This window comes from Pseudomonas sp. TE9122 (genome assembly GCF_056278925.1).
Map to the genome: position 1 here is coordinate 688,385 of NZ_JBWBQI010000001.1, position 17,376 is coordinate 705,760.

Annotated in this window: 17 protein-coding genes and 1 pseudogene; 15 read left to right on the forward strand and 3 right to left on the reverse strand. The window is 60.4% G+C overall.

Annotation, left to right across the window (positions count from 1 at the left end; translation table 11 throughout):
• The first annotated feature begins 16 nt into the window (after positions 1 to 16).
• From ACZ9BE_RS02915 to ACZ9BE_RS02945, 7 genes are all read left to right on the forward strand, one after another.
• Positions 17 to 1,018 carry a response regulator gene (locus tag ACZ9BE_RS02915; RefSeq protein WP_041478162.1) on the forward strand — a complete coding sequence of 334 codons (1,002 nt, stop codon included), beginning with the start codon at positions 17 to 19 and terminating at the stop codon, positions 1,016 to 1,018.
• 235 nt (positions 1,019 to 1,253) lie between these two features.
• Positions 1,254 to 2,349 (forward strand): peptide chain release factor 2 gene (prfB, locus tag ACZ9BE_RS02920; protein WP_099758102.1). Its coding sequence is split into 2 segments (ribosomal slippage): positions 1,254 to 1,325 and positions 1,327 to 2,349, totalling 1,095 coding nucleotides; the frame shifts between segments, so codons are not numbered across the junction.
• Positions 2,350 to 2,428: 79 nt separating this feature from the next.
• Positions 2,429 to 3,931 (forward strand): lysine--tRNA ligase, encoded by a 1,503-nt coding sequence (lysS, locus tag ACZ9BE_RS02925; protein ID WP_024011743.1) that lies wholly within the window; start codon positions 2,429 to 2,431, stop codon positions 3,929 to 3,931.
• A 105-nt stretch (positions 3,932 to 4,036) separates the two neighbouring features.
• Complete coding sequence (locus ACZ9BE_RS02930) at positions 4,037 to 4,750, forward strand: TetR/AcrR family transcriptional regulator (protein WP_252885431.1); 714 nt, start codon at positions 4,037 to 4,039, stop codon at positions 4,748 to 4,750.
• 221 nt (positions 4,751 to 4,971) lie between these two features.
• Positions 4,972 to 6,222, forward strand: coding sequence for a flavohemoglobin expression-modulating QEGLA motif protein (locus tag ACZ9BE_RS02935; protein ID WP_166554750.1), 1,251 nt, complete (start codon positions 4,972 to 4,974; stop codon positions 6,220 to 6,222).
• Between the two features lie 152 nt (positions 6,223 to 6,374).
• The gene (locus tag ACZ9BE_RS02940) at positions 6,375 to 7,280 is read left to right on the forward strand and encodes an alpha/beta fold hydrolase (RefSeq protein WP_315435755.1); all 906 of its coding nucleotides are present in this window, start codon (positions 6,375 to 6,377) and stop codon (positions 7,278 to 7,280) included.
• The gene (locus tag ACZ9BE_RS02945) at positions 7,277 to 7,606 is read left to right on the forward strand and encodes a PA3694 family proteiin (protein ID WP_056783164.1); all 330 of its coding nucleotides are present in this window, start codon (positions 7,277 to 7,279) and stop codon (positions 7,604 to 7,606) included. The genes ACZ9BE_RS02940 and ACZ9BE_RS02945 overlap by 4 nt, the downstream gene beginning before the upstream one ends.
• Before the next feature lie 235 nt (positions 7,607 to 7,841).
• On the opposite strand, the pseudogene lptF reads toward ACZ9BE_RS02945, so the two are convergent.
• Positions 7,842 to 8,631, reverse strand: a pseudogene (gene lptF, locus ACZ9BE_RS02950) (lipotoxin F family OmpA-related lipoprotein LptF).
• Positions 8,632 to 8,686: 55 nt separating this feature from the next.
• Positions 8,687 to 9,100: a DUF4398 domain-containing protein gene (locus ACZ9BE_RS02955; protein WP_476248889.1), complete on the reverse strand. Its 414-nt coding sequence runs from the start codon at positions 9,098 to 9,100 to the stop codon at positions 8,687 to 8,689.
• Between the two features lie 71 nt (positions 9,101 to 9,171).
• Here ACZ9BE_RS02955 and ACZ9BE_RS02960 point away from each other — a divergent pair, with 71 nt between their 5' ends.
• Positions 9,172 to 9,468, forward strand: a complete 297-nt coding sequence (locus ACZ9BE_RS02960) for a hypothetical protein (protein ID WP_476248890.1) — start codon at positions 9,172 to 9,174, stop codon at positions 9,466 to 9,468.
• An 11-nt stretch (positions 9,469 to 9,479) separates the two neighbouring features.
• Here the strand turns inward: ACZ9BE_RS02960 and ACZ9BE_RS02965 are convergent, their stop codons facing one another.
• Positions 9,480 to 9,824, reverse strand: a complete 345-nt coding sequence (locus tag ACZ9BE_RS02965; RefSeq protein WP_016771500.1) for a hypothetical protein — start codon at positions 9,822 to 9,824, stop codon at positions 9,480 to 9,482.
• A 213-nt stretch (positions 9,825 to 10,037) separates the two neighbouring features.
• On the opposite strand from ACZ9BE_RS02965, the gene ppc reads away from it, so the two are divergent.
• From ppc to ACZ9BE_RS03000, 7 genes are all read left to right on the forward strand, one after another.
• Positions 10,038 to 12,668 (forward strand): phosphoenolpyruvate carboxylase, encoded by a 2,631-nt coding sequence (ppc, locus tag ACZ9BE_RS02970; RefSeq protein WP_252883244.1) that lies wholly within the window; start codon positions 10,038 to 10,040, stop codon positions 12,666 to 12,668.
• Between the two features lie 300 nt (positions 12,669 to 12,968).
• The gene (gene adk, locus ACZ9BE_RS02975) at positions 12,969 to 13,619 is read left to right on the forward strand and encodes an adenylate kinase (RefSeq protein ID WP_217852647.1); all 651 of its coding nucleotides are present in this window, start codon (positions 12,969 to 12,971) and stop codon (positions 13,617 to 13,619) included.
• A gap of 93 nt (positions 13,620 to 13,712) precedes the next feature.
• The gene (gene tsaB, locus ACZ9BE_RS02980) at positions 13,713 to 14,387 is read left to right on the forward strand and encodes a tRNA (adenosine(37)-N6)-threonylcarbamoyltransferase complex dimerization subunit type 1 TsaB (RefSeq protein WP_465920044.1); all 675 of its coding nucleotides are present in this window, start codon (positions 13,713 to 13,715) and stop codon (positions 14,385 to 14,387) included.
• A gap of 257 nt (positions 14,388 to 14,644) precedes the next feature.
• Positions 14,645 to 14,953, forward strand: a complete 309-nt coding sequence (locus ACZ9BE_RS02985; protein WP_016771497.1) for a hypothetical protein — start codon at positions 14,645 to 14,647, stop codon at positions 14,951 to 14,953.
• The gene (locus ACZ9BE_RS02990) at positions 14,953 to 15,813 is read left to right on the forward strand and encodes a DUF72 domain-containing protein (RefSeq protein WP_236168075.1); all 861 of its coding nucleotides are present in this window, start codon (positions 14,953 to 14,955) and stop codon (positions 15,811 to 15,813) included. Before ACZ9BE_RS02985 ends, ACZ9BE_RS02990 begins: the two co-directional genes overlap by 1 nt.
• A gap of 31 nt (positions 15,814 to 15,844) precedes the next feature.
• The gene (locus ACZ9BE_RS02995) at positions 15,845 to 16,681 is read left to right on the forward strand and encodes an isocitrate lyase/PEP mutase family protein (RefSeq protein ID WP_476248891.1); all 837 of its coding nucleotides are present in this window, start codon (positions 15,845 to 15,847) and stop codon (positions 16,679 to 16,681) included.
• A 2-nt stretch (positions 16,682 to 16,683) separates the two neighbouring features.
• The gene (locus ACZ9BE_RS03000; protein WP_476248892.1) at positions 16,684 to 17,376 is read left to right on the forward strand and encodes an extensin-like domain-containing protein; all 693 of its coding nucleotides are present in this window, start codon (positions 16,684 to 16,686) and stop codon (positions 17,374 to 17,376) included.

Here is a 17,376-nt window from a genome sequence, read left to right on the forward strand (position 1 = left end):
ACTCAGGTGACCGCTCATGAATGATTTACAGATCGACGACATTAAAACCGACGAAAACGCCGCCATGGTGTTGTTGGTGGATGATCAGGCGATGATCGGCGAAGCGGTGCGCCGTGGGCTGTCGAATCAGGAAAACATCGACTTCCACTTCTGCTCCGACCCGCAGCAGGCCATCGCCCAGGCGGTGCGGATCAAGCCGACGGTGATCCTCCAGGACCTGGTGATGCCCGGCCTCGATGGCCTGAGCCTGGTGCGCGAATACCGCAATCATCCGGCGACCAAGGACATCCCGATCATCGTTCTCTCGACCAAGGAAGACCCGCTGATCAAAAGCGCGGCGTTCTCCGCTGGCGCCAACGACTATCTGGTGAAACTGCCGGATACCATCGAACTGGTCGCGCGCATTCGCTACCACTCGCGGTCCTACATGACATTGCTGCAACGCGACGCCGCGTACCGAGCGTTGCGGGTCAGCCAGCAGCAATTGCTCGACACCAATCTGGTGCTGCAACGGCTGATGAACTCCGATGGCCTGACCGGGCTGTCCAACCGACGGCACTTCGACGAGTACCTGGAACTGGAGTGGCGCCGTTCGCTGCGTGATCAGACGCAGCTGTCATTGCTGATGATCGACGTCGATTACTTCAAGTCGTACAACGACAGTTTTGGCCACGTTGAAGGCGACGAAGCCTTGCGCAAGGTCGCCACGGCGATCCGCGAGGCCAGTGCGCGACCGTCGGACCTGCCGGCGCGTTACGGCGGCGAGGAGTTTGTGCTGGTGCTGCCGAACACTTCGCCGGGCGGCGCGCGGCTGTTGGCCGAGAAACTGCGCCAGACCGTGGCGGCGCTGAAAATTCCGCATAACACGCCGGCCGAGGGCTCCAGTTTGACCATCAGCATTGGTCTGGCGACCATGGTGCCGCAGGCGGGCAGTGATTGCCGGCTGCTGATTTCGGCGGCGGATCGCGGCTTGTATCTGGCCAAGAACAATGGGCGCAATCAGGTCGGGATTGAATAACTTTCCTGACAATGCAGTCCCCCTGTGGGAGCGAGCCTGCTCGCGAAAGCGGTTGTGCAGTCGACATTGCCGGCGGCTGGCAGGTCGCCTTCGCGAGCAGGCTCGCTCCCACAGGAGATCGCGTCAGGTCAGAGTCAAGTGAATCACCTCCACACCCGCCAGACGGGCTGCCGCGACAGGCTGTTTACGTTATACTCGCCGGCTTTCAAAAGTTCGCCAACGAGTGCTGCCCGTCATGGAAATCAACCCGATCCTGAACACCATCAAGGACCTGTCCGAGCGCTCCGAAACTATTCGGGGGTATCTTTGACTACGATCAAAAGCATGAGCGTCTGACCGAGGTCAATCGCGAGCTTGAAGATCCGAGTGTCTGGAACAAACCTGAATACGCCCAGGAGCTGGGCCGCGAGCGTGCCGCGCTGGCGCAGATCGTCGACACTCTCGACGAACTGAACGGCGGTCTGGCCGATTGCCGCGACCTGCTGGACATGGCCGTCGAAGAGAACGACGAAGGCGCAGTGGGCGATGTCGTCGCCGAGCTGGCCCGTCTCGAGGAAAATCTGGCCAAGCTGGAATTCCGCCGCATGTTCAGCCATGAAATGGACCCGAACAACGCCTACCTGGACATCCAGGCCGGTTCCGGCGGTACTGAAGCGCAGGACTGGGCCAACATCCTGCTGCGCATGTACCTGCGCTGGGCTGACAAACGCGGTTTCGACGCAACCATCATGGAACTGTCCGCCGGTGAAGTCGCCGGGATCAAGGGCGCGACCGTGCACATCAAGGGCGAATACGCCTTTGGCTGGCTGCGTACCGAGATCGGCGTGCACCGTCTGGTGCGCAAGAGCCCGTTCGACTCCGGTAACCGTCGCCACACCTCGTTCTCCGCGGTTTTCGTCTCGCCAGAGATCGATGACAAGGTGGAAATCGAAATCAACCCGGCAGACCTGCGGATCGACACCTATCGTTCCTCCGGTGCCGGTGGTCAGCACGTAAACACCACCGACTCGGCCGTACGTATCACCCACGTACCGACCAACACCGTGGTCAGCTGCCAGAACGAGCGTTCCCAGCACGCCAACAAGGACACCGCGATGAAAATGCTGCGGGCCAAGTTGTACGAGCAGGAAATGCAGAAGCGCAATGCGGCCTCGCAGGCGCTGGAAGACACCAAGTCGGACATTGGCTGGGGTCACCAGATCCGCTCTTACGTGCTCGATGCCTCGCGGATCAAGGATCTGCGTACCAACATCGAACGCAGCGATTGCGACAAGGTGCTCGATGGCGACATCGATGAGTACCTGGAAGCCAGCCTGAAATCCGGCCTGTAACACCCTCTGTGGGAGCGGGCTCGCCCGCGATCCCCAGCCGAAGGCTGGGGGCAACGAACCTGATGGAATACTTAAAGACATGAGCGACCTACAACTCGACCCGCAAGCCCTGCAACAGGAAGAAAACTCCCTGATCGCCCTGCGCAAGGAAAAGCTTGCTGCCGAGCGCGCCAAGGGCAATGCCTTCCCGAACGACTTCCGCCGCGACAACTACTGCGATGCCTTGCAGAAACAGTACGCGGACAAGACCAAGGAAGAGCTGGCAGAGGCTGCAATCCCGGTCAAGGTTGCCGGTCGCATCATGCTCAACCGTGGCTCGTTCATGGTGATCCAGGACATGACCGGACGCATTCAGGTCTACGTCAACCGCAAGACGCTGTCCGAAGAAACCCTGGCTGCGGTGAAAACCTGGGACATGGGCGACATCATTGCTGCCGAAGGCACCCTGGCGCGTTCCGGCAAGGGCGACCTGTACGTGGAAATGACCAACGTGCGCCTGCTGACCAAGTCGCTGCGTCCGCTGCCGGACAAGCACCACGGCCTGACCGACACCGAACAGCGCTACCGTCAGCGTTACGTCGACCTGATCGTCAACGAAGACGTGCGCCAGACCTTCCGCGTGCGTTCGCAAGTGATCGCACACATCCGCAGCTTCCTGATGAAGCGCGACTTCCTCGAAGTCGAAACGCCGATGCTGCAGACCATTCCCGGCGGCGCCGCAGCCAAGCCGTTCGAAACTCACCACAACGCGCTGGACATGGAAATGTTCCTGCGTATCGCGCCTGAGCTGTATCTGAAGCGTCTGGTGGTCGGTGGTTTCGAGAAAGTCTTCGAGATCAACCGCAACTTCCGTAACGAAGGTGTTTCGACTCGTCACAACCCTGAATTCACCATGTTGGAGTTCTATCAGGCGTACGCCGATTACGAAGACAACATGGATCTCACCGAGGAACTGTTCCGCGAGCTGGCGCAGCTGGTGCTGGGCAGCACCGACGTGCCGTACGGCGACAAGGTGTTCCACTTCGGCGAGCCGTTCGTGCGGCTGTCGGTGTTCGACTCGATCCTCAAGTACAACCCTGAGCTGACTGCCGATGATCTGAACGACATCGACAAGGCTCGCGCCATCGCCAAGAAGGCCGGCGCCAAGGTGCTGGGCTTCGAAGGTCTGGGCAAATTGCAGGTGATGATTTTCGAAGAGCTGGTCGAGCACAAGCTGGAGCAGCCGCACTTCATCACTCAGTACCCGTTCGAAGTGTCGCCGCTGGCCCGTCGCAATGACGAGAACCCGAACGTCACCGACCGCTTCGAGCTGTTCATCGGTGGTCGTGAAATCGCCAACGCCTACTCCGAGTTGAACGACGCGGAAGACCAGGCCGAGCGCTTCATGGCGCAGGTGGCCGACAAGGACGCCGGCGACGACGAAGCCATGCACTACGACGCCGACTTCGTCCGTGCGCTGGAGTACGGCATGCCGCCAACCGCCGGTGAAGGTATCGGCATCGATCGTCTGGTGATGTTGCTGACCAACTCGCCGTCGATCCGCGATGTGATCCTGTTCCCGCACATGCGACCGCAAGCGTAAACGTTTCAGTTGAAAAGCCGCCTAAAACAGGCGGCTTTTTATTGCCTGTCTGGTACAAATGTATCAATTGGTTAATTTGCAAATAGCAGAGGAAGTGCTGTCGTGATGGGTGCAATAGCTCAAGAAGGTGCAGCGGGTATCGCCACTGCGGTCGCTGAAAGTGTTCAGTACCAGGGCCGCAAGGCCAGCCGACAGGGCAGTGAGCAGCGTCGCCAGGACATTCTCGACGCCGCGATGCGCATTGTCGTGCGCGACGGCGTGCGTGCCGTGCGCCATCGTGCGGTCGCGGCAGAGGCCGGCGTGCCGCTGTCGGCGACCACGTATTACTTCAAGGACATCGATGACCTGCTCACCGATACCTTCGCCCAATACGTTGAACGCAGCGCGGCATACATGGCCAAGTTGTGGATCAATAACGAAGGTCTGCTGCGCGAAATGGTGGTCAGCGCCGACGGCAGCCCGGAGTCGCGCTCGCAATTGGCCGATGACATCGCGCGGTTGATGGCCGATTACGTGCACCGGCAACTGATCAACCGCCGCGAGCATCTGATGGCCGAACAGGCGTTCCGCCAGGAAGCGCTGCTCAACCCGCGTCTGGCCATTCTGGTGCGCTCGCACCAGCAGATTCTGTTGCAGGGCACCTGCCAGTTGTTCCAGGTACTGGGCTCGCGTGAACCGCAGCAGGATGCCAAGGTGTTGACGGCGATTATCGGCCGGATGGAATATCAGGGCCTGCTCAATGACGCCGAGCCATTGGCCGAAGAGAACATGCTCGGGATTCTGACGCGGTATATGCATCTGGTGCTGGCGTCGGTCTAGCATTTCACGCTACACCCTGCGGGAGCGAGCCGTTGATGATCGTTCCCTCACTCCGCGTGGGAATGCATCCTGTGACGCTCTGCGTCACGCAGCAAAAAGGGACGCGGAGCGTCCCGGGCGACATTCCCACGCAGAGCGTGGGAACGATCAAGAGTCTGAGTTTCAGCACGTCACGTTTTCTACAGGAGTTTCGGGTGGACGATTACCAGCAGACGATACGCATGTTGTCCGATCGCATTGTGCTGGCGCAGACGCCGATCCGCGTGCTCGATGCAGTCAAGTGGGACGACAACGTGCGCAAGGGTTTTCTCAAGGCCAAAGGCAAGGAAATGCCGGCGGTGGATCGCGACTACTACCTCAACCGCCCGCTGTCGTTCGATTCGAGCCAGGTCAAACTGGAATTCCAGAACATCGAGCGCGACATCACCCGCCAGCTCGGCCAGTTCAACCCGGTCGGGCAGATCATGCGGCGCATGTGCAAAGAATACCGCATGGTGGTGCGCATGCTCGAAGCGCGCGGCACCGAGGACTTCGGACTGATCTCGCAAGAACTGTACGGCGCGGCGTCCGATGCCTTCCACGCCGGTGACCCGACATTGGCCGACCTCGGCCTGATGATGTCCGACTACCTGAATAACATCGACGGGCGCGGCGATCTGAAGGACGAGCCGAAAATCCTCACCGCCAAAGACGCGGTGCACCTGCTGCAAACCCGACTGAACAAGGTATTCGGTGAGGCCGAAGAAACCATTCGCGTGTTCGAGTCCGACGGCATCGTCGCCGACGCTGCGGCGGGCGCCGACTACATCAAGATCCGCACGGATGCGCTGTTCAACGACCGCGACGTGCGCGCACTGGAAGTCCACGAAGGTCTGGTGCACGTCGGCACTACGCTCAATGGCTTGAACCAGCCTATCTGCACTTTCCTGTCCAAAGGCCCGCCCTCGTCAACGGTCACCCAGGAAGGGCTGGCGATCCTGATGGAAATCATCACCTTCGCTTCTTACCCGAGTCGCCTGCGCAAACTGACCAACCGCACCCGTGCGATTCATATGGTCGAGGAGGGCGCCGACTTTTTGCAGATTTACGAATTCTTCCGCGAGCAGGGTTTCGAGATGGCCGAAAGCTACGGCAATGCCAGCCGGGTGTTCCGTGGCTCGACGCCCACCGGTCTGCCATTCACCAAAGACTTGTCCTATCTCAAGGGCTTCATCATGGTTTACAACTACATTCAGTTGGCCGTGCGCAAGGGCAAGCTCGAGCAGATTCCGCTGTTGTTCTGTGGCAAGACCACACTGGAAGACATGCGTACCTTGCGGCAACTGGTGGATGAAGGGCTGGTGGTGCCGCCGAAATATCTACCGGATCAGTTCCGTGACTTGAATGCGTTGTCGGCGTGGATGTGTTTCTCCAACTTCCTCAACCATTTGAGTCTGGACCGAATCGAAGCGGATTACTCCAATATCCTCTAGACCCACCACCGAACCCCTTGTGGGAGCGAGCCTGCTCGCGAATGCGATTTCACCTTCAACATTGATGTCGGCTGATACACCGCTTTCGCGAGCAGGCTCGCTCCCACAGGTTTGATTTGTGTTCAGTTCTCTTCTTTGCGAGGTTTCACCGGATGAGAATCCTCGGCATCCTTTGCCTGCTCTTGACCCTCGGCGGTTGCAGTTCGCTGCTGTTCTACCCTGAACCGGGCCAGATATTTACTCCGGACAAAGCCAAACTCGAATACCGCACTGTCACTCTGATCACCGCTGATGGCTTGAAGCTCAACGCCTGGTGGCTGCCGGCCAAACCTGGCGTCGAGGTCAAAGGCACGGTCCTGCATCTGCACGGAAACGGCGGCAATCTGCCGATGCATCTGGGCGGCAGCTGGTGGTTGCCGAAGAACGGCTATCAGGTGCTGCTGGTCGACTATCGCGGCTACGGTTTGTCCGAAGGCAAGCCGAGCCTGCCGGCGATCTATCAGGACATCGACGCCGCGTTCGCCTGGCTCGACAAAGCGCCCGAGGTCAAAGGCAAACCGCTGGTGCTGCTCGGGCAGAGCCTCGGCGGCGCGATGTCGGTGCATTGGCTGGCGCAGCACCCGGAACGGCAAAAACAACTCAAGGCCCTGGTGCTGGATGGCGTGCCGGCCAGTTATCGCAGTGTCGGCCAATTCGCCCTCAGCACTTCGTGGCTGACCTGGCCGTTGCAGGTGCCGCTGTCGTGGCTGGTGCCGGATGGCGACAGCGCGATCAACTCGATGGCGCAGCTGACCGGCGTGCCCAAGCTGATCTTCCACAGCATCGACGATCCGCTGGTGCCGATGGCCAACGGCATTCGTCTGTATCAGTCCGCGCCGCCGCCGCGCGTGTTGCAGCTGACCCGTGGCGGTCACGTGCAAACGTTCGGCGACCCGGTGTGGCGTCAGGTCATGCTGCGCTATCTCGACGATCCCGAACACTTCGACGGCCTGCGCCGCCTCGGCGAAATCCCCAACTATCCGCCGCCCCCGAATTCTGAAGATGAGAGCCCGCAATGAGTGAAGAACGTAATGCCATCCCGCTGATCATCACCGGTATCTGCAGCATCCTCGGCACCGTCGGGGCGCTGTGGTACTACGGCTACCTGCACTTTGCCAAGCCGGAGGATGCATTGCTGCTCAGCGAATTCACCATGCTCAAGACCGTGCCGGGCGAGGACTACAAAGTCTCGCTGACACCCGCGCCGCAAGTGGCGCAGTGCATTGATGGCGTGCTGGTGTTGTTTGATACCGAGCAGAAAGGGTTGACCGGTGTGTTGATCAATGGCCAGAAAAAGGCTGTGCGGTGTATGGGCGAAGAGACCCCGCAGAAGCTGGAGGAGTGATTCTGCAGGTTCAGCCCTCACCCTAACCCTCTCCCAGAGGGAGAGGGGACTGACCGAGGTGTTTGTTTAAGCTAAGTCGACCTGATCCATTGCGCCGAACACAAGTTTTGAAAGCGACACAAATCGGCTCCCTCTCCCTTGGGAGAGGGCTGGGGTGAGGGGCTACGATGTCTGCTCCCACAAAAAAGCCCCGCCTGATCAACTCAGGCGGGGCTTTTGCGTTACCGGGTGGAGCTTAGTTCGAGCTCACCGAAGAACGCGGTGCTACTGGCTGGTTGTCGTTGGAAATGGTCACTTCCACACGACGGTTCATCGCACGGCCCGAGACGCTGCCGTTATCCGCTACCGGGTATTCCTTGCCATAACCCTGAGCGACGATGCGCGAAGGGTCGACGCCCATCTTGATCAGGGCCATCTGCACGGAAGTCGCGCGACGCTCGGACAGCGACTGGTTGTAGCTCGCGGTGCCAGTGCTGTCGGTGTAACCCTCGACGATCACTTTGCGATCCGGGTTTTTCCTGGAGGAATTGCGCCAATTTGTTGATGTTCACCAGGCCGCTGGATTTCAGATCAGCCTTGTTGGTGGCGAACAGCACGTCACCGAAAGTCACCAGCGTACCGCGATCGGTCTGCTTGGCGTTGAGGCTGTCCTGCAGCTGTTTGATCTGCTGGTCACGGGCATCCAGACGAGCCTGGGCGCGTTGGGCAGCGGCGTTTTTCAGGTTGTTTTCAGCGGTGCGCAGAGCGATGGTCTGCTTGGCCACTTCGACGCGCTGGTTGGTCAGGTAAGCCAGTTGGTCAACCTTGGCTGCGTCTTCCTTGTCCAGATAAGCCTTGTCGGCCTTGTCCAGGTAATCGCTGGCGTCTTTGGTTTCCAGTGCCGCTACTTTGCTCGCCTGTGGGTTGGCCTGCAGGCCGGCGTAGTTGGTGCGCGCCTGCTCCAGGTTCGGGTTAGGCGGGGTGGAGCAGGCTGCCAGTGCAACGCTTGCGGCCAGAAGAGCGGGAATCATCAGTTGCTTACGCATAATTTTTCGTCCTTTCTATCGGTAAGAGTTTCAGCTTTGCGGTCGGGATGCGCGCTTACTGCACAGTGCGCTGGCTTTCCTGACGCAGTTCCTGAACACCTTTCTGGGAATCCTTCACAGCCTGTTCGGCCTTGGCGGCCTGAGCCTTGCGTTCAGCGACGCGAGCGTCCCATTCAGCCTGTTCGGACAGGCGACGGGCTTCGTCATACTTCTTGTCGTGCATGGCGATTTCAGCTTGTTTCAGTTTGTCCTGAGCCTGCTTCATTTCCACCGCAGCGAATTCGGTACCGCCAGCGCTGACGGCGCTGTTCACAGCCGATTGGGTCACGGCGTACTGCTCGGTCGGCGGGTTACCGGCGCAACCGGCCAGTACGAAGCTGGTGCCGATGGCCAGAGCGGCCAGAGCGGCCAGTTTCAGACCGCGCAGGTGGGAAAACGAGGTTTGGGTTTTCATGGTCTTCAACTCCATTAGGCATCTCCTGAAAATACAACTGAATCCATCCTGGCAGAGGAGCCGAAAGCATCGCTTGTAGACGCGAATTGAAACGCTCGTTCCAGGCGTGGTTACCTGTTCCGACCGGCGGCATTTTTGAAAAGTTCAGAAAAGATGGCCTATCGCCAAAAAATTTAATTGACCGTTTGGACAAGGCTCTGGGACGGGAACTTTGGGGCTTTGGAGCGGTACGCGCGGGTGTATTTTGTCTGTTGATAAACCAATTTGCGAACTGGAATACAGCCTATGTGGGAGCGAGCCTGCTCGCGAATGAGATGTGTCAGTCAGCGCAAATGCTGAATGAAAATCCGCATTCGCGAGCAGGCTCGCTCCCACGGTTTTGATGTGTGTCGAATCAGTGCTTCTGCTTGTTCTCAGCCGAGGACAAATCATGCAGATGCCGCCGCGACAACGCCAGAAAACGCGGCGTCGGGCCGACATCTTCATACAACGGATCGCCTTCCTCATCGGTCGCCACCACTGTTGAACCCTTCACATACGGCAGGCTCGCTTCGAACTCCTCAAGCGCGGCGCCGATCAGCTCGCCGAGCAGTTCCTCGGGGTGACGCTTGGGGTACATTTCGGCAATCGCCGCCAGCCTTGCGGCGGCTTCGACGTCCAGATGAATCGTGTAGCCGGTGTCGGTCAGGCGACCTTTGGCGTTTTCTTCCCAATGCTGGGCGAGTTCACGAATTTTCATGATGACCTCATTTAGCGCCTGCTGACGGCAGGCCTGGGTGAGTGTCCGGCAGCGCCGGCGGCGGGCCGTCGTACGGCTTACTGTTGAGACTAGCTTTCGCCGGCAAGGTTTAAAGTCAATTCGTCGCCTGCTTGTAAGAAGCGGCGCAGAGCGGCACTCTCTGGCAAAGCATTCGTTTCTGCGCTGTCCCCGATTACCGCTGGAGAACTGCTGATGACCGATATTGATGCACGCTTGCGCGAGGATGTTCACCTGCTCGGAGAGCTGTTGGGCAACACCATTCGAGACCAGTACGGCGAGGCGTTCCTCGACAAGATCGAGCAGATTCGCAAAGGCGCCAAGGCCGACCGGCGCGGCTCGATGGACGCTGAACTGAGCGCCAGCCTCAATCAATTGAGTGAAGACGAATTGCTTCCGGTCGCGCGGGCCTTCAATCAGTTTCTCAACCTGGCGAACATTGCCGAGCAGTACCAGCTGATCCATCGCCGCGAGGAGTCGCAACCGGCGCCGTTCGAGTCGCGGGTGTTGCCGGAACTGCTCGCGCGCCTGCGCAGCGAAGGGCACAGCGCCGAATCTCTGGCCCGGCAACTGGCGCGGCTGGAAATCGAACTGGTGCTGACCGCGCATCCGACAGAAGTGGCGCGACGCACGTTGATCCAGAAGTACGACGCGATCGCCGCGCAACTGGCCGCGCAGGATCATCGCGACCTGACCAGCGCCGAGCGCGAGCAGATCCAGAGCAAACTGCAGCGGCTGATCGCCGAAGCCTGGCACACCGAAGAAATCCGCCGCACCCGCCCGACGCCGGTCGATGAAGCCAAGTGGGGCTTCGCGGTGATCGAGCATTCGTTGTGGCAGGCGATCCCCAACCATATGCGCAAGGCCGATCAGGCGCTGTTCGCCGCTACGGGCCTGCGCTTGCCGCTGGAAGCCGCGCCGATCCGCTTCGCTTCGTGGATGGGAGGCGACCGTGACGGCAACCCCAATGTCACCGCCGCCGTCACTCGAGAAGTCTTGCTGCTGGCGCGCTGGATGGCCGCTGATTTGTACCTGCGCGATGTCGATCATCTTGCTGCCGAGCTGTCGATGCAGCAGGCCAGCGATGCGCTGAAGGCCAAGGCCGGCGACAGCGCCGAACCCTATCGCGCGGTGCTCAAGCAATTGCGCGAACGCCTGCGCGCCACACGCAACTGGGCGCATGCCGCGTTGACCGCGCCGACCCCGGCAACCGCCGATGTGCTGCACGATAATCGCGACCTGCTCGAGCCTTTGCAGTTGTGTTTCAACTCGCTGCACGAGTGCGGCATGGGCGTCATCGCCGACGGGCCGTTGCTCGATTGCCTGCGTCGGGCGGTGACGTTCGGCCTGTTTCTGGTGCGCCTCGATGTGCGTCAGGATTCGACCCGGCACAGCTCGGCGATGACGGAAATCACCGATTACCTCGGCCTCGGCCGCTATGAGGAATGGGACGAAGAACAGCGCATCAACTTCCTCACCGAAGAATTGAGCAACCGTCGCCCTTTGCTGCCCGCGCATTTCAAACCGTCGGCGGACACCGCTGAAGTGCTCAACACCTGCAAGGAAATCGCTGCCGCGCCTGCTGCTTCGCTGGGCTCCTATGTGATCTCCATGGCCGGCGCCGCTTCCGATGTGCTCGCGGTGCAACTGCTGCTCAAGGAATCCGGCGTACTGCGGCCGATGCGCGTGGTGCCGCTGTTCGAAACCCTCGCCGACCTCGACAACGCCGGGCCGGTGATGGAGCGTCTGCTGTTGTTGCCGGGCTATCGCGCGCGTTTGCATGGCCCGCAGGAAGTGATGATCGGCTATTCCGACTCGGCCAAGGATGCCGGCACCACCGCTGCGGCGTGGGCGCAATATCGGGCGCAGGAACGTCTGGTGGAAATCTGCCGTGAGCAGCAAGTCGAACTGCTGTTGTTCCACGGTCGCGGCGGCACCGTGGGGCGTGGCGGCGGTCCGGCGCACGCGGCGATTCTGTCGCAACCACCGGGTTCGGTGGCCGGGCGTTTCCGCACCACCGAGCAGGGAGAAATGATTCGTTTCAAATTCGGCCTGCCGGACATCGCCGAGCAAAACCTCAATCTGTATCTGGCCGCCGTGCTCGAAGCGACCTTGCTGCCACCGCCGCCGCCGACGCCTGAATGGCGCCATCTGATGGACGAATTGGCGGCGGACGGTGTCAGCGCTTACCGTCAGGTGGTGCGGGAAAATCCGCAATTCGTCGAGTACTTCCGGCAGTCGACCCCGGAGCAGGAATTGGGACGTTTGCCTCTGGGCAGTCGCCCGGCCAAGCGTCGCGCCGGCGGTATCGAAAGCCTGCGGGCGATCCCGTGGATTTTCGGCTGGACCCAAACCCGATTGATGTTGCCGGCCTGGCTGGGTTGGGAGACTGCGTTGAGCAAGGCGCTGGAGCGCGGCGAAGGTGAGTTGCTGGGGCAGATGCGCGAACAATGGCCGTTCTTCCGCACCCGTATCGATATGCTGGAAATGGTCCTGGCCAAGGCTGATGCAGATATTGCGCAGTCCTACGACGAGCGTCTGGTTGAAGCTGATCTGCTGCCATTGGGCGCGCAGTTACGCGACCTATTGTCGCAGGCATGCTCCGTCGTGCTCGGTCTGACCGGGCAGTCGCAGCTGCTGGCGCACAGTCCGGACACCCTCGAATTCATCCGCTTGCGCAACACCTACCTCGACCCGCTGCATCTATTGCAGGCGGAACTGTTGGCGCGTTCGCGGCAGCAGGATGTCGAGCAGGGCAGCCCGGTGGAACAGGCGCTGCTGGTGTCTGTGGCGGGGATTGCCGCCGGATTGCGCAATACCGGCTAAGGTTGCTGATCACCTCAGGCGGCATTCGCGAAAAGGGTCGGATCCCGCTTCTCCTGCCGTAGGAAAGTGCCGCGAGGCGACAGTTATTGATGGGGTTGCGACTTGGGTTACCGCGTCGCAAGGTCACGGCGGGCGTCGGTTTCTCCGACTTTTGGCGTCTTGTGTGGGCGCAGCCTGCTGTGTATCTTGATCAGCCTTTGGCCGTTTGTGCGGCCACGACCCGTATTTTCAGGATCCGCCGGTTACGAGCGAATCCTTTGTTTTGTAAAGCTTTTATATAAAAAATTGAGGAGCACATCGATGCGCGTCATTCTGCTGGGAGCTCCCGGGGCCGGTAAAGGTACTCAGGCAAAGTTCATCACCGAGAAATTCGGCATTCCGCAAATCTCCACCGGCGACATGCTGCGTGCTGCGGTCAAGGCTGGCACTCCACTGGGCGTGCAAGCCAAGAGCATCATGGATGCCGGCGGCCTGGTGTCGGATGACCTGATCATCGCGCTGGTCAAGGACCGCATCGCTCAACCTGATTGCGCCAACGGTTTCCTGTTCGACGGCTTCCCGCGCACCATTCCGCAGGCTGAAGCGCTGGTCACTGCCGGTGTCGAGTTGGATGCCGTGGTCGAGATCGCTGTAGAAGACGAAGAAATCGTGCAGCGTATTGCCGGTCGCCGTGTCCACGAAGCCAGTGGCCGCGTTTACCACATCATCTACAATCCGCCGAAACAGGCTGGCAAGGACGACATCACCGGCGAAGAGCTGGTGCAGCGCAAGGACGATACTGAAGAAACCGTGCGTCATCGCCTGTCGGTCTACCATTCGCAGACTAAACCGCTGGTGGAGTTCTACCAGAACCTTTCCGCCAAGAACGGCGGCAAGCCAAAGTACAGCCACATCGAAGGCGTGGGTTCGGTTGATGCAATCACCACCAAGGTGCTGGCCGCGCTGAGCTGAAAAGTCTGATCGGCTGCATCATCCACGGCCCGCTTGCGGGCCGTTGTTGTTTATACTGACGCACTTTTTCCCACCCCTGTTTTGGAAACATCGATGAGCACCTTGCTGGCCCTGGACACCGCGACTGAAGCTTGCTCCGTTGCCTTGCTGCATGACGGCAAGGTCACGAGCCATTACGAGGTGATCCCGCGCCTGCATGCGCAGAAGCTGCTGCCGATGATCCAGCAATTGCTCGCCGATGCGGGCACCACGTTGCAAGCGGTCGACGCGATTGCCTTCGGCCGTGGCCCGGGCGCGTTCACCGGTGTGCGCATTGCCATTGGTGTGGTGCAGGGTTTGGCCTTTGCTCTGGATCGTCCGGTATTGCCGGTATCCAACCTTGCCGTGCTGGCCCAGCGTGCCTTTCGTGAACATGGCGTAAGCCAGGTCGCGGCTGCGATCGATGCGCGGATGGATGAAGTGTATTGGGGCTGCTACCGCGAGACGGCGGGGGAGATGCGTCTGGTTGGCGCCGAAGCCGTGTTACCACCGGAAGTCGCCGCGTTGCCCGCTGATGCCAGTGGCGATTGGTTCGGTGCCGGTACTGGTTGGGGCTACGGCGAGCGCATCGCGGTCAATCTGAGCGGCTCTGACGCCGGCATGCTGCCCCACGCCGAGGACCTTCTGACCCTGGCGCGTTACGCCTGGGAGCGCGGTGAGGCGATCCCGGCAGATGACGCGCAGCCGGTTTACTTGCGCGATAAAGTTGCCACCCCCAAAGCCCGCTGATACGACACTTTCTCCTGTGGGAGCGAGCCTGCTCGCGAAGGCTTCTGGTCAGTCAATGCATGTGTTGAATGTGCTGGACCCTTCGCGAGCAGGCTCGCTCCCACAGGTTCGCGGTCACATACAAATATCGCCAATCGTCAGTTTCTGCCCCCTCGCTTAAAACCTTTTGCGCTTTATGTGTTCTAGTTATCACTCGGCGGTTTGCTAAGTCGGTCAAGTGCCGCTAAATTGCCATCATTGATACCGAGCATGACATTATGCGTATAGACGGCGTTTCCACTCAGTCATATCCCATCAAGCGCAAGCCGCGTAAAGGCAATGCGGCGCTGGATGAGTCCGTCGAGATCATCGACGGCGAGCTGGAATTCCCGAGCGAAGAGCAGTTGGCCGCCCGTGCTGCCCAAGCTACCGCGCAACGCCTGAGCAACCTGCCTGCCCGTCAGCAAGACATGATCTACCACCGCGCGATGAAGAAAAGCGTAGCCATGGCTCTGGCCAGCTACCTGAGCACCGCCGGTTTTGTCGATTGGGACGCAGACGTGCTGGGCCTCGATCTGTATATCTGATGGATCTGCCTTACTACCTCGGTTGCCCGTCCTGGAGCGAAAATGCCTGGCGCGAGTATCTGTATCCGGTAGACGCAAAAACCTCCGACTTTCTCGCTCTCTACTGCCAGGTGTTCAACGCCGTCGAAGGCAACACCACCTTCTACGCCAGCCCGTCGCCAGCCACTGTGCAACGCTGGGCCGAGATCATGCCGGCGCACTTTCGCTTCACTGCCAAATTCCCCGGCGATATCAGCCACAGCGGCGACTTGCGCGAGCAACTGACCGCTGCCGAAACCTTCCTGCAATTACTCAAGCCGTTAGGCGAACGTGTTTCGCCGCTGTGGCTGCAACTGTCGAAAAGCTTCACGCCGCAGCGTCTGCCGGAGCTCGCGGCGTTTATCGATGCACTGGATTGCCCGCTTGCGGTCGAGGTGCGCAATGAACAGTTCTTCGCCAAGGGCGAGAGCGAGCGTCTGCTCAATCGTCTGTTGCTGGATCGCGGTGTCGAGCGCATCTGTCTCGACCCGCGCGCGCTGTTCAGCTGCTTGTCGACCGAGTCCTCGGTGATCCACGCGCAGTCGAAAAAGCCGCGAGTGCCGACCCGTCCGGCGGCGTTCACGCAGTTTCCGCAGGTGCGCTTCATCGGCCATCCCGAGCTTGAGGCCAACGATGCGTTTCTCGTGCCGTGGGTGGCGAAGATTGCTGAATGGATCGAAGAGGGGCGCACGCCCTACGTCTTTCTGCATACCGCCGATAACCTGTTGGCAGCGAAACTGGCGCAGCGTTTTCACTCCCAACTGATGCAACGTTTGCCTGGCTTGCCCGCGCTGCCTGAGCTATACAGAGAACCCGCCGCCGAGCAGCTTGGCTTGCTCTGAGGCGGGTTTTTTTCTGCCCGGGAGGCCGTCGATGAACGTCCAAGTCAGTCAACAGCAACGCCTCAAAGCCCAAGCCTTCAAAGCCCTGCATGATCGCCAGGGGATCTTCGTCATCCCTAATCCGTGGGATGCCGGCTCGGCGAAGATGCTCGCCAGTCTCGGTTATCAGGCCTTGGCCACCACCAGCGCTGGTTACGCGTTTTGCCAGGGCAAGGCTGATGGCGCGTTGAGTCTCGACGAGACCCTGGCCAATGTCCGGGCGATTGTCGCGGCGACGGATCTGCCGGTGGCGGTGGACCTGGAAAACGGCTTTGCCGATGATCCGGTCGAGTCTGCGCAGAGTCTGTTGCGCGCCGCAGAAGCGGGCGCGGTGGGCGGGTCGATCGAGGACGCTTCGGGACGTCCGGACGCGCCGATCTATTGCTTCGAACACGCCGTTGCACGGATTGAAGCCGCTGTCGCGGCGGTGCGCACCCTGCCGTTTCCTTTCGTCCTCACCGCTCGCGCGGAAAATTACCTGCACGGCAACCCCGATCTTGACGACACCATTCGCCGCTTGCAGGCATTCGCCGAAGCGGGTGCCGACGTGCTCTATGCGCCGGGTTTGCGCAGCGCCGAAGAAGTGCGCGCAGTGGTGCAAGCGGTGGCGCCGAAACCGGTCAATGTGTTGATGTCTGGCGGTTTGAAACTGACCGTGCAACAGCTCGAGGAACTGGGCGTCCGGCGGATCAGCACCGGGTCGGCACTGGCGCTGGCGGCGTTCGGCGAGTTCTTCCGCGCGGCTGAGGAAATCCAGCAATCCGGCACCTTTGGCTTCACGTCACAGTCGATGCCGTATGCCAAGGCCAATCAACTCTGCAAGGACTGAGCATGGGACGTTGGCTGTTCTGGGGGGTGTTGCTCGCGATCGCTGGTGGCGCGGTAAGTGTCTGGCGTGGCTGGCTGGACGTGCCGCCGCAGTGGAACCCGTGGGCGCCCCTGGACGTAAAAGCCGCGCCCAACTGGCTGACCGGTTACAAACTCATGCGCCTGCGCAGTGATCCCGAGCTTTGCGCACAGGCATTGAGCAGCTCGGATCTGCGCGTCAGCCCCCAGGCCGACAGCCCCGGCGCCAAGTGTCCGCTGGTCGGTGCTCTGCGGGTGCAGGGCGGTGGAGTGGCGCTGAGCAGCAGTTTCATCGCCAGTTGCCCGCTGGCGGTGGCCTACGCGATGTTCGAACACCACACCCTGCAACCGGCCGCGCAATCGGCTTATGGCCAGAAGATTGCGCGGGTCGATCACCTCGGCAGCTTTGCCTGTCGCAATGTCTACAACCGTGAGAGCGGTGCCCTCAGTCGACATGCCAGTGCCGACGCGCTGGACATTGCCGGTTTCCGTCTGGCCGGCGGACGCACGATCAGCGTGCTCAGGGATTGGCCCAAGCAAAACCAGGACGCAGAGTTTCTCCGCCAAGTGCGCGACGGCGCCTGCGAGTCATTCAGTGTGGTGTTGAGCCCGGATTACAACGCCGCCCATCGCAATCACTTTCATGTCGATGTCGGGCGCTGGAGCGTGTGTCGCTGA